The sequence below is a fragment of the Pseudomonas sp. SDO52101_S400 genome (genome assembly GCF_054071635.1).
The window spans coordinates 27,034-39,013 of record NZ_JBSVWF010000060.1 but is presented as its reverse complement, the minus strand read 5'-3'; the positions used below and the strand labels follow the sequence as shown (position 1 = coordinate 39,013).

The 11,980-nt window shown below is 60.0% G+C and carries 13 protein-coding genes; 5 read left to right on the top strand and 8 right to left on the bottom strand.

The window, feature by feature from the left end; genetic code table 11:
• Positions 1-140: 140 nt before the first annotated feature.
• From ACW9HX_RS24325 to ACW9HX_RS24310, 4 genes are all read right to left on the bottom strand, one after another.
• Positions 141-443, bottom strand: coding sequence for a GIY-YIG nuclease family protein (locus tag ACW9HX_RS24325; protein ID WP_085647749.1), 303 nt, complete (start codon positions 441-443; stop codon positions 141-143).
• 39 nt (positions 444-482) lie between these two features.
• On the bottom strand, positions 483-956 hold the full coding sequence (locus ACW9HX_RS24320) for a nuclear transport factor 2 family protein (protein WP_457382545.1): 474 nt from the start codon (positions 954-956) through the stop codon (positions 483-485).
• A 100-nt stretch (positions 957-1,056) separates the two neighbouring features.
• Positions 1,057-2,361, bottom strand: a complete 1,305-nt coding sequence (locus tag ACW9HX_RS24315) for a CynX/NimT family MFS transporter (RefSeq protein WP_457382544.1) — start codon at positions 2,359-2,361, stop codon at positions 1,057-1,059.
• Complete coding sequence (locus ACW9HX_RS24310; protein WP_457382543.1) at positions 2,351-3,010, bottom strand: FadR/GntR family transcriptional regulator; 660 nt, start codon at positions 3,008-3,010, stop codon at positions 2,351-2,353. The genes ACW9HX_RS24315 and ACW9HX_RS24310 overlap by 11 nt, the downstream gene beginning before the upstream one ends.
• A gap of 166 nt (positions 3,011-3,176) precedes the next feature.
• Between ACW9HX_RS24310 and ACW9HX_RS24305 the strand changes: the two genes are divergently transcribed.
• Positions 3,177-3,485: a type II toxin-antitoxin system MqsR family toxin gene (locus ACW9HX_RS24305; RefSeq protein WP_457382542.1), complete on the top strand. Its 309-nt coding sequence runs from the start codon at positions 3,177-3,179 to the stop codon at positions 3,483-3,485.
• Complete coding sequence (locus ACW9HX_RS24300) at positions 3,482-3,970, top strand: type II toxin-antitoxin system MqsA family antitoxin (protein ID WP_085711682.1); 489 nt, start codon at positions 3,482-3,484, stop codon at positions 3,968-3,970. The genes ACW9HX_RS24305 and ACW9HX_RS24300 overlap by 4 nt, the downstream gene beginning before the upstream one ends.
• A 53-nt stretch (positions 3,971-4,023) precedes the next feature.
• On the opposite strand, the gene ACW9HX_RS24295 is transcribed toward ACW9HX_RS24300, so the two are convergent.
• The 4 genes from ACW9HX_RS24295 to ACW9HX_RS24280 form a co-directional block, all read right to left on the bottom strand.
• Positions 4,024-4,788 carry an amino acid ABC transporter ATP-binding protein gene (locus ACW9HX_RS24295; protein ID WP_003221897.1) on the bottom strand — a complete coding sequence of 255 codons (765 nt, stop codon included), beginning with the start codon at positions 4,786-4,788 and terminating at the stop codon, positions 4,024-4,026.
• 11 nt (positions 4,789-4,799) lie between these two features.
• Complete coding sequence (locus ACW9HX_RS24290) at positions 4,800-5,897, bottom strand: amino acid ABC transporter permease (protein WP_096819186.1); 1,098 nt, start codon at positions 5,895-5,897, stop codon at positions 4,800-4,802.
• A 10-nt stretch (positions 5,898-5,907) separates the two neighbouring features.
• Positions 5,908-7,089, bottom strand: coding sequence for an amino acid ABC transporter permease (locus ACW9HX_RS24285; protein WP_248738244.1), 1,182 nt, complete (start codon positions 7,087-7,089; stop codon positions 5,908-5,910).
• A 65-nt stretch (positions 7,090-7,154) separates the two neighbouring features.
• The gene (locus ACW9HX_RS24280; protein WP_096819182.1) at positions 7,155-8,186 is read right to left on the bottom strand and encodes an amino acid ABC transporter substrate-binding protein; all 1,032 of its coding nucleotides are present in this window, start codon (positions 8,184-8,186) and stop codon (positions 7,155-7,157) included.
• A 467-nt stretch (positions 8,187-8,653) separates the two neighbouring features.
• Here ACW9HX_RS24280 and ACW9HX_RS24275 point away from each other — a divergent pair, with 467 nt between their 5' ends.
• From ACW9HX_RS24275 to ACW9HX_RS24265, 3 genes are all read left to right on the top strand, one after another.
• On the top strand, positions 8,654-9,310 hold the full coding sequence (locus ACW9HX_RS24275) for an alpha/beta hydrolase (protein WP_457382541.1): 657 nt from the start codon (positions 8,654-8,656) through the stop codon (positions 9,308-9,310).
• A 110-nt stretch (positions 9,311-9,420) separates the two neighbouring features.
• Complete coding sequence (rhlB, locus tag ACW9HX_RS24270; protein ID WP_457382540.1) at positions 9,421-10,899, top strand: ATP-dependent RNA helicase RhlB; 1,479 nt, start codon at positions 9,421-9,423, stop codon at positions 10,897-10,899.
• A 123-nt stretch (positions 10,900-11,022) separates the two neighbouring features.
• On the top strand, positions 11,023-11,967 hold the full coding sequence (locus ACW9HX_RS24265) for an ornithine cyclodeaminase family protein (RefSeq protein ID WP_457382539.1): 945 nt from the start codon (positions 11,023-11,025) through the stop codon (positions 11,965-11,967).
• Positions 11,968-11,980 lie beyond the last annotated feature (13 nt).

The window sequence follows — 11,980 nt, the reverse complement described above, 5'->3', positions numbered from 1 at the left end:
GAAGTATCCGATCAAAAATAAAAATGCCAGTCAGCTTAACTGACTGGCATTACCCGCAAAGGCGGTTTTTTTTTCGCCTGCCGTTTGTCTGAGGACACCGCTTCGACGTGCAGTGATTTCTACCATTCGCCAATGCCTGCTCAATCAGGCCGATAAGACGCCACCAGACACTCCTTCGCGCTCTTCCTGAGCTTCTTGATCAACCGTTCCTGACGCAACGCATCACTCTTGTCGCGGCAGCGCTCGGTGTAGACCAGCGCCATCGCCGGGCTTGAAAGAAAGAACCGCGCCCCCTTGCCGCTCTGGTGCTTGGCGAAACGGCGCACGGGATCATCGCTGATCCCGCAATACAGCGAACCGTTGGCGGCACGAACGAGGTAGACGAACCAGGACTTGCTCACTGGAACGTCGGCATCGAGAGGATTTTCGCTGAGACTGGTCACGGGACAATTCAGGCGTAAGGAAAACAGGTCGCGATCTTATCAGCGACTCGCCTGAAATGCCTTCAGCCCTTTCAGCGCCTGGGCGCGGACGGCGTTGCGCACCAGTGGCGTCCAGCCCAGCAACAGGCCTTTGAAACCCAGGGCCTGGCGGGACCAGCGCCACAGATCAAAGTGGTCGTGGTGTTCGCAGATCTTGCCGTCGCGGAAGACGAAGCGTGCCTGGATGTCGTTGATCACGATGTTGCCGGTCTGACTGAACAGGTAAGTCGCCACCCAATGGGCGCCGCCGCTGCGCTCGTCGGCGCGGACGTTGTCGAAGGTCAGGGAGAAGTCCTTGGCCCGGGTCGTGAGCATGCGCCACATGTCGCTGGCATCACGGCCACGCAGTTCGCCGAAGGCCGGATCGCTGAACACCACGTCGTCGGTGTAGCAGACGGCCATGGCTTCGGCGTCAAGGCGTTGGAAAGCCTGATAGAAACGGGTGATCAACGCGCTGTGGGCTTCTTCACTCATGGGCAATCTCCAGGAAAGGTACAGATTGCCAGCACGATAATCCGCAAACGCCCGAAACACTATCGGCATTCGCATTCCGAATACCGACAGTGTGTGCGTATCAGACCTTTTCGCTTACCACCTGCACGTACAACGCACGTCCGGCACCGAGGCCGGCGAGGATTGCCCCGGCACCGATAATGCCGAAGATCCAGCCCACAGCGTTCCAGCCACCGGTCCAGTCGTGCACCACGCCGACCGCGAACGGCCCCATGGACGCGAGGGTGTAACCGAAGCCCTGGGACATGCTCGACAGGTTCGCCGCCACGTGGGAGTCCCGCGAGCGCAGCACGATCAGGGTCAGCGCCAGGCTGAACGTACCGCCCTGCCCCAGGCCCAGCAGGATCGCCCAGCCCCACAGCCCTTCGATCGGCGCATAGAGGCAACCGAACAGTCCGCCGAGGGTCAGCGCCATCACCACCACGATCGCCAGCCGCTGATCCTTGCCGCGCGTGGCCAGCCACGGTGCTGCCAGGGAACTGGCAAGCTGGATGATTACCGAACCGGACAGCACCAGACCGGCCTGGGTCGGCGTCAGCCCGCGTCCAATCAGAATCGACGGCAACCAGCCAAACACAATGTAGGCCAGCGACGATTGCAGCCCCATGTACAAGGTCACCTGCCAGGCCAACGGATCACGCAGCAAGCCGCGCACCCGATAGGCAACGTTGTGCGCACCGTGCTTCTGGCCGATTTGCGGCAGCCAGAACACCGCCGCCACCAGTGCCGGGATCACCCAGAACCCCAGGCCCATGGCCCAGCTGTGATCGAAGTGTTCGCTCAACGGCACGCTGGAGCCCGCCGCCATCGCCGCGCCCAGGCACAGGGCCATGGTGTAGACACCGGTCATGGTGCCGGCATGTTTGGCGAAGTCGCGTTTGACGATGCCCGGCAGCAACACGCCGATGATGCCGATGCTCGCGCCGCCCAGCACGCTGCCGGCGAACAGACCGATTTCGCCGAAGTTGCTGCGCAGGATGATGCCGCCGGCCAGTGTCAGAAGAATCCCCAGGACCACCCGCTCGGCACCGAAACGCCGCGCCAGCACCGGCGCCAGCGGGGCGAACAGACCGAGGCAGAGCACCGGCAATGTCGTCAGCAAACCCGCTTGAGCGGCGGACAAACCAAGGCTTTTCGACACGTCACTGAGCAGCGGCGCCATGCTCGACAGCGCCGGACGCAGGTTCAACGCCACCAGAATCAGGCCCAAAAGCAATAACCATGGGCGACGTACCAGCGGATGACTTTGCTGCACCTGCTCGTCGTCAGCCTCGGCATCGATCAGCAGCTCCTCCAGTTCGGCGGTGCGCTTCGGGGCGTTGACGGCTTCAGGGCAGGACATGGTTTTCTCGGTTTCAGGGTTCATTGATCAGTTGCCTCGACAGGGCCTTGGCCCGTTCCGGATCACGCTGTTCGACGGCTTCGAACAGGGCGATGTGCAAATCGAAGACTTCCTGTCGACGAGGGACGATGTTCAGGGTCTGGCGCAATTGCGCGCCGACGATGCTGGAGAAATAGCGATACAGCTCGCTGAGGGTCGGATTGTGCGCGGCGTCTACCAGTCGGCGGTGAAACACCAGGTCACAGGCGATGTAACTGTCGAGGTCGCCGTGATAGTGGCTACCGGCAACGCCGAGCGCCTCGCGCAGGCCCGCCAGATCCTCATCGGTACGGCGCAACGCCGCCAGGCCTATGGCCTCGACTTCAAGGATGTGCCGGGTTTCCCGGGCCTGATCCAGCGAGCACTTGGACAGCGCCTTGAGCGTGTCCATCGGATCGACCACCGCCCGCAGGTAACTGCCGTCACCCTGACGGATTTCGATCAATCCAGAGAACGCCAACACCCGCATGGCTTCGCGCACGGTATTGCGGCTGATACCGAGCTCGGCGCACAGCTCGGGCTCGGTCGGCAAGCGCTGACCGACCTGCCAGGTGCCGTCGGTGATGCGTTGGCGCAATAGATCCAGGGCCTGATCGACCAAGGATCGCTTAATAAGTGGAGAAACGTCTGACATAGGATTCGCCCTTTCATCCAATCATGGGATGAATTTTCTGACATGTTAGTCAGCTCCGTGTAGGACGGCAACCACCTAGGTTGATCAGGAGGCAAATGAAGCGGGATTTTCGATTGGTCAAAATTACCCTTTAAGGGTAATTTCAGGGACAGGGTTTTGGTTTCTTATGGAAAAGAACACACCCCATTACGACTTGGCGGTGATCAAGGCTGAGGTCAGGCGACTTGGCAAAAAAGCCTTCACCAGGTCTTCGGCAAAATCCGGTGAGAAGCTCGGCTTTAGCTTCAGAGAGATGCAAGAGATCGTTTTCGAGTTACAGAACAGGATGTTGTACAAATCCATGACCACTTATGACGATCATCGAGTCTGGCAGGACGTGTATCACATCACTTCACAAGATCAGGAGATTTACATCAAGGTGACCTACCGCCCAGGCGGCCCACCGATAATTTCCTTCAAGGAGAAAAACCCATGAAAACCCAGCAATGTGTCAGCTGCGGTGCACGTGAGGGAATGAGGCATTTCGAGGGTCGCGCCGAAACCTTGAGTGTCAAAGGCATGGAGCGCCGTGTAGATAATCTTTCTGGCTGGGAGTGCCAGAAGTGCGGTGAGGTCGAGTGGGACTTCGACACTGACAGCGCAGAACGTTTTGGGGAAGCAGGGGATGAATTGGTATTTGCTGCCAGGCAAATGATCGGTGACGAGATGAGGCGTATCCGTCGAAAATTGCACCTTACGCAAAAAGAGACGGTGCAATTATTGTCGGGTGGTGGACATAACGCTTTCTCTCGCTACGAGCGCGGCGAAATATTGCCGCCCAAAGCACTGATACTGCTGATGCGACTGTTGGATCGTTACCCGTACTTGCTGACCGATGCAAAGTCTCTCGGTGAAGGGGCAGACTTGAGAGGCTTCACGCACACCGTCCACAAAGAACACGAAACCCTCACCGTGTCCTGATCCCTCAAAAAACAAACCCGGCACAAGGCCGGGTTGGTTTTATGCATCAGATATCAATGCAGGATCTGACTCAGGAACAACTTGGTCCGATCATTCTGCGGATTGTCGAAGAAGTCGTTCGGTGCCGCCTGCTCGACGATTTCGCCTTTGTCCATGAAGATCACGCGGTTGGCCACAGTGCGGGCGAAGCCCATTTCGTGGGTTACGCAGAGCATGGTCATGCCGTCTTCGGCCAAGCCGATCATGGTGTCGAGAACCTCCTTCACCATCTCCGGGTCAAGTGCTGAGGTCGGTTCGTCGAACAGCATGATTTTCGGTTTCATGCACAGCGCGCGGGCGATTGCCACACGCTGCTGCTGACCGCCGGACAGTTGTCCCGGAAACTTGTGCGCCTGCTCCGGAATGCGTACGCGTTCCAGGTAGTGCATGGCGATTTCCTCGGCCTTGCGCTTGGGCATCTTGCGCACCCACATCGGCGCCAGGGTGCAGTTCTGCAGAATGGTCAGGTGCGGGAACAGGTTGAAGTGCTGGAACACCATGCCGACTTCACGACGGATCGCTTCGATCTGCTTGAGGTCGTTGGTCAGTTCCACCCCATCGACCACGATGCGGCCCTGCTGGTGTTCTTCCAGACGGTTGAGGCAGCGGATGGTGGTGGACTTGCCGGAACCCGACGGGCCGCACAGCACGATACGTTCGCCCTGCTTGACGTTGAGGTTGATGTCTTTCAGCACGTGGAACTGGCCGTACCACTTGTTCACGCCCTGCATCTGAATGATGCCTTCAGGGCCCACTGGCTTTTTGATTGCTTCGCTCATCGAAAAAACTCCTAACGCTTGTGGCCAGTGTCGAGCTTGCGTTCCAGATGCATGGAATAGCGCGACATACCAAAACAGAAAATCCAGAACACCAGGGCGGCGAACACGTAGCCTTCGGTGGCCATGCCCAGCCATTTCGGATCGGCAGCGGCTTGCTTGACGCTGTTGAGCAGGTCAAAGAGGCCGATGATGATCACCAGGCTGGTGTCCTTGAACAGCGCGATGAAGGTGTTGACGATGCCGGGAATCACCAATTTCAGGGCTTGCGGCAGAATCACCAGGCCCATGGCGCGCCAGTAACCGAGGCCCATCGCGGCCGCGGCTTCGTACTGACCTTTAGGGATCGCCTGCAGACCGCCGCGCACCACTTCTGCGACGTAGGCCGACTGGAACAGGATCACGCCGATCAGCGCCCGCAGCAGCTTGTCGAAGTTCATGCCTTCGGGCAGGAACAGCGGCAGCATCACCGAAGACATGAACAGCACGGTGATCAGCGGCACGCCGCGCCAGAACTCGATGAACGTCACGCAGACCACACGAATGGCCGGCATGTTCGAGCGGCGCCCCAGCGCCAGCATGATCCCCAGCGGCAGCGCACCGGCGATACCGACGGTGGCGATCACCAGAGTCAGCATCAGGCCGCCCCACTGGCTGGTGGCAACGGCGCTCAGGCCGAACACGCCGCCATGCAGCAGGCACCAGGCAACAATCGGATACACCACCAGGAAGCTCAGCCCGTACACCGCTTTACGCGGCACACGCTTGATGAACAGCGGTGCCACGCCGATGACCGCCAGCCACACAGTCAGGTCCACGCGCCAGCGCAGGTCCGCCGGGTAGTAGCCGTACATGAACTGGCCGAAACGCTGCTCGATGAACACCCAGCAGGCGCCCGCCTTGGTGCAGTCGGCGCGAGTAGTGCCGACCCAGTTGGCATCGAAGATTGCCCAGCTGAGCAACGGCGGAATCACCAGGTAGATCAGGTAGAACGCAAACAGGGTCAGCAGGGTGTTGAGCCAGCTGGAGAACATGTTCGCGCGTATCCACGCCATCGGGCCGAAGACCTTGGCCGGCGGTGGCATGTCGGGTTTGAAAGTATGAGTACTCATGCGCTATTCCTTACCGCTCGATCAGCGCAATGCGCTTGTTGTACCAGTTCATCAGCAGGGAAATGCTGATACTGATCGCCAGGTACACGCTCATGGTGATGGCAATGACTTCGATCGCCTGACCGGTCTGGTTCAGCACCGTGCCGGCGAACAGCGAAACCATTTCCGGGTAACCGATACCGGCCGCCAGCGAGGAGTTCTTCGCCAGATTCAGGTATTGGCTGGTCAGTGGCGGAATGATCACGCGCAGCGCTTGCGGAATGATCACCTTGCGCAGGGTCGGGCCGTTGCGAAGGCCTAGGGAACGGGCCGCTTCGGTCTGGCCGTGGCTGACCGACTTGATCCCCGAACGCACGATCTCGGCGATGAACGCCGCGGTGTACACGGTCAGGGCCAGAGTCAGGGCCAGCAGTTCCGGGATCAGCACCCAGCCGCCGACGAAGTTGAAGCCTTGCAGCTTCGGCATTTCCCAATGCAGCGGAGCGCCGAAGATCAGCGCACACAGCGTCGGGATCACCAGGAACATCGCCAGGCCGACCCAGAACTTGTGGAACGGCTCGCCGGTTTCCTCAAAGCGCTTGTTGGCCCAGCGGCTCATCAGCACGATGGCGACGATGGCCACCACGACACTGACCACGAACGCCCAGAAGCCATCGGCCATCTGTGCGGCCGGCATGTTCAGGCCACGACTGCTGACGAAGAAGGTGTCGCCGAAGTTGTGACTGTTACGCGGGCCCGGCATGGTCAGGAACACCGCGAAATACCAGAACAGGATCTGCAACAGCGGCGGAATGTTGCGGAAGACTTCCACATACACGGTCGCCAGTTTGCTGATTATCCAGTTCGGCGACAGCCGCGCCACACCGATGATGAAGCCCAGCAGGGTCGCCAGGATCACGCCGATGAAAGTCACCAGCAAGGTGTTGAGCAGGCCGATCACGAACACGCGGGCGTAGCTGTCCGCTTCGGTGTAGGAGATCAGGTGTTGAGCGATGCCGAACCCGGCACTGCGCTCCAGAAAGCTGAACCCGGACGTGATGCCCCGGTGCTGAAGGTTGGTCTGGGTGTTATCGAACAGATACCAGCCCATGGCGACCACCGCCACGACGGTGATGATCTGGAATAGCCACGCACGCACACGCGGATCGCTGAGGCTGAACCTCTGCTTTGGTGCGCCGATTGAATTTTGCATGAAGTGCCCCGCAAGAAATGGAACAGAACATCACCCGGCGGTTGGCCCGCCGGGTGATAGAACCATTAGCGCACTGGTGGTGCGTACTGAATGCCGCCGTTGTTCCACAGCGCGTTCAGGCCACGGTCGATTTCCAGCGGAGTGCTCTTGCCGAGGTTTTTCTCGAAGATTTCGCCGTAGTTACCCACCTGGGAAACGATTTTCACGACCCAGTCCTTCGGCAGTTTCAGATCCTTGCCGTACTCGCCGTCGCCACCCAGCAGACGGGCAACGTCCGGGTTCTTGGTGGACTTGGCTTCTTCGAGTACGTTTTTCGAAGTGATGCCGGCTTCTTCAGCGTTGAGCAGCGCGTAGCCGACCCAGCGCACGATGGCCAGCCACTCGTCGTCACCGTTACGCACGACCGGGCCCAGAGGTTCCTTGGAAATGGTTTCCGGCAGAACCACGTAGTCCTTCGGCGAAGCCAGCTTGCTGCGCTGGGCGAACAGTTGGGACTTGTCGGAGGTCAGCACGTCGCAACGACCGGATTCCAGCGACTTGGCGCTTTCGTCGGAGGTGTCGAAAGTGATCGGGGTGTACTTCAGGCCGTTGGCGCGGAAGTAGTCGGAGACGTTCAGCTCGGTAGTGGTACCGGCTTGAATGCAGATGGTCGCGCCGTCCAGCTCCTTGGCACTTTTCACGCCCAGCTTGTTGTTGGCCAGGAAGCCCACGCCGTCGTAGTAAGTGATGAAACCAGGGAATTTCAGGCCCATGCCCGCGTCACGGGAGCTGGTCATGGTGGTGTTGCGCGACAGGATGTCGATCTCGCCGGACTGCAGAGCAGTGAAACGCTCCTTGGCGTTCAACTGACTGAACTTGACCTTGGTCGCATCGCCGAACACGGCAGCGGCCACGGCACGGCAGACGTCGGCGTCGATGCCGAGGATCTTGCCGGTCGAATCCGGTACGGAGAAGCCTGGCAGACCGTCGCTCACGCCACACTGCACGAAACCTTTCTTCTGTACCGCATCCAGGGTTGCACCCGCCTGAGCGAACCCGCTGACGCCGAGGACTGCTGCAGCAGTCACGACCGCCAGAGTGGATTTCAACATCTTCATTCAAACCTCCAGTTTTGCTCTTGTTGTGTCGGAGCTTGAGTCCAGTCGCACCCTTTTGAGGCGTTGTTGACCCGTGTTGGCTTTTTATGGGGTCAACCGACGTAAGACCTTAGCTATGAGTCTAGTAGGAGAAAATCCACATCATGGACAACTCACTTCTCACCAGTTGGCCGAACGGGCTGTAGCCCTTTCACGTTCGCTGCGCCCGTTGCGGCCATTGGCGAACATCCATCACCGGATTCTTTGCTATCCCGTCGCCGAGCGTTCACTGATAGTGTTACCGCCAGGCGCGAGATCGATTGCACGACTACCTCATAGCAAAGCCCGTACCACACCGCTCGCTGAAGCGATTGAGCGACAGGTCAATAGCAAAACTTGCAGCCTTGCGACATCTTCTTAACGGATCAACCGGGCGCGCACCCCAATCACGCACTTAATGAGAGCGCCCGCACATTTTTGGAGCAGCCATGACCGAGCCCTTGATTCTTCAGCCTGTTAAGGCAGCCGACGCCTGCGTGATCTGGCTGCACGGCCTCGGCGCCGACCGCTATGACTTTCTGCCGGTGGCCGAGGCATTGCAGGAAAGCCTGCTGAGCACGCGCTTCGTTTTGCCCCAGGCACCGACCCGCCCGGTGACAATAAATGGCGGTTATGCCATGCCGAGCTGGTACGACATCAAGGCCATGAGCCCGGCCCGGGCCATCGACCGCGATGAGCTGGAAGCATCCGCCGATCACGTCATCGAATTGATCGAACAGCAGCGCGCCAGCGGAATAGACGCTTCGCGGATTTTCCTGGCCGGTTTTTCCCAGGGCGGCGCCGTGGTCTATCACACCGCGTTTCTGAAATGGCAGGGACCGCTGGGCGGCGTGCTGGCGTTGTCGACCTACGCGCCGACGTTCAGCGACGAACTGGAGCTGTCCGCCAGCCAGCAACGGATTCCGGCACTGGCACTTCACGGCCAGTACGACAACGTGGTGCAGAACTCCATGGGCCGCACGGCTTATGAGTATCTGAAGGCCCATGGTGTCACCGTGACATGGCAGGAATACCCAATGGAGCACGAAGTGTTACCCGAAGAAATTCGCGACATCGGCGTGTGGCTGAGCGAACGCCTGCGCTGATCGATCGGGGCTCGATTTTCCGGTGGTCGGGCCCCTTTGATCATCCCACTACGCCGCGCCCGTTTCTTGCATTACACTGGCCGGCGTACATTCCTTAACCAATTGATGAGATGACCGTGCTCAAAGCACTCAAGAAGATGTTCGGAAAAAGCGAGGCTGAGCAGCTCGCGCCAGCTCCCAGTGCGCCGTCGCACGCCCCCGGCCATCGCAGCGATGGCAAACAGGCCGACCGCCAGGCTCCCGTAGCCACACCGAAACGCGAACCGAAAACCGACCCTGTCGCCGCCCCTGTCACTGAACCGGCGCGCAGCGAAGTACCAAAACCGGCCAAGCCTCGCCGCGAACCGAAGCCCAAGGCGCCGGTCATTCCGTGGAAACTCGAAGACTTCGTCGTCGAGCCACAGGAAGGCAAGACCCGTTTCCACGATTTCAAACTCGCCCCGGAACTGATGCACGCCATCCAGGACCTGGGTTTCCCGTATTGCACGCCGATCCAGGCCCAAGTGCTGGGTTTCACCCTCGCCGGCAAAGACGCCATCGGCCGCGCCCAGACCGGTACCGGCAAGACCGCCGCATTCCTGATCTCGATCATCACCCAGTTGTTGCAGACCCCGCCGCCGAAAGAGCGCTACATGGGCGAGCCACGGGCGCTGATCATCGCACCGACCCGTGAGCTGGTGGTGCAGATCGCCAAGGACGCCGCCGACCTGACCAAGTACACCGGCCTCAACGTCATGACGTTCGTCGGCGGCATGGACTTCGACAAGCAGCTCAAGCACCTCGAAGCCCGCCACTGTGACATCCTCGTTGCCACCCCGGGCCGTCTGCTCGACTTCAACCAGCGCGGCGACGTGCACCTGGACATGGTCGAAGTAATGGTGCTGGACGAAGCCGACCGCATGCTCGACATGGGTTTCATCCCGCAAGTGCGGCAGATCATTCGCCAGACCCCGCCGAAAAGCGAACGCCAGACCCTGCTGTTCTCCGCGACCTTCACCGAAGACGTGATGAACCTCGCCAAGCAGTGGACCACCGATCCTGCCATCGTCGAAATCGAGGTCACCAACGTGGCCAACGAAAACGTCGAACAGCACATCTACGCGGTAGCCGGTGCCGACAAATACAAACTGCTCTTCAACCTGGTCAACGACAACGGCTGGGAGCGGGTCATCGTGTTCGCCAACCGCAAGGATGAAGTGCGACGCATCGAGGAACGCCTGGTGCGTGACGGCATCAACGCCGCGCAACTGTCCGGCGACGTGCCGCAGCACAAGCGGATCAAGACGCTGGAAGGCTTTCGCGAAGGCAAGATCCGCGTTCTGGTCGCCACCGACGTGGCCGGTCGCGGCATTCACATCGACGGCATCAGCCATGTGATCAACTTCACCCTGCCGGAAGTCCCGGACGACTACGTGCACCGCATCGGCCGTACCGGTCGGGCGGGCGCCGATGGCGTGTCGATCAGCTTCGCCGGTGAAGACGACTCGTATCAGTTGCCGTCCATCGAAGAAAAGCTGGGTCGCAAGATCAGCTGTGAAACGCCGCCGACCCATCTGTTGCGGGCGGTTGAGCGCAAGCGTCCACAGTAAGCGACGCCACAAAGAGAAGCGCAGCCGGCAACGGACTGCGCTTTTTTTTCGCCCGGATATTGTTCAATAAAACTAAAAGTCCATAATGGACAAATTAGTTTAGATACAACTCCGGAGTCCGACATGTCCAGTACGCCTTACGTGATCGACCAAACCCAGGCCCGCGAGCTTCTGGCCCGGATCGATGTGCCGCAGATTCTGCGCAAGCTGTTCCGTGATCTGGCGGCCGGGCATGCGGTGCAACCGGCACAGCAACTGGTGGAGTTCCCCCAGGGCGCCGGGGACTTCATCAACTATCTGGGCGTGCTGGCCGAAGACGGCGTGTACGGGGTCAAGACTTCGCCGTACATCGTTCGCGAACAAGGCCCGCTGGTGACGGCGTGGACACTGTTGATGTCGATGCAGACCGGTCAGCCGCTGCTGCTCTGCGATGCCGGCGAACTGACCACCGCCCGCACTGCGGCGACCACCGCCGTTGCCGTCGACGCCCTTGCCCCATTGAAGGCCTCGCGCCTGGCGATCATCGGCAGCGGCAAGGTCGCCCAGGCGCATCTGCACTACGTCAAAACGTTGCGCGACTGGCAGAGCATCAGCGTGTACTCGCCCACCCTGAGCGAAGACGCGACAACCGCCCGCCTGCTGCAAAACCTCGATCCACGGGTGAACATCGCCGACAGCCGCGATACCGCTATCGCCGAGGCAGACGTGATCATGCTCTGCACCTCATCCGCGGGACCTGTGATCGACCCGGCAACCTTGAGCAAACCGGCGCTGATCACCTCGATCAGCACCAATGCACCACGCGCCCACGAAGTGCCGCCGCAGTGCCTCAACGACATGCAGGTGTTCTGCGACTATCGTCTGACCACGCCGGGTTCGGCTGGCGAGATGCTGATCGCCAGCGAACAGCATGACTGGGACACCAGTGCGATCGTCGGCGACCTGGCGGATCTGCTCAGCGAAAAAGTGCAGCGCCCGGGTTATGACCGACACGTGTTCTTCCGCTCCATCGGTCTGGGCCTGGAAGACATCGCCCTGGCCAACGCCGTTTATCAACTGCAGCGCTGACACCGGAGATTTT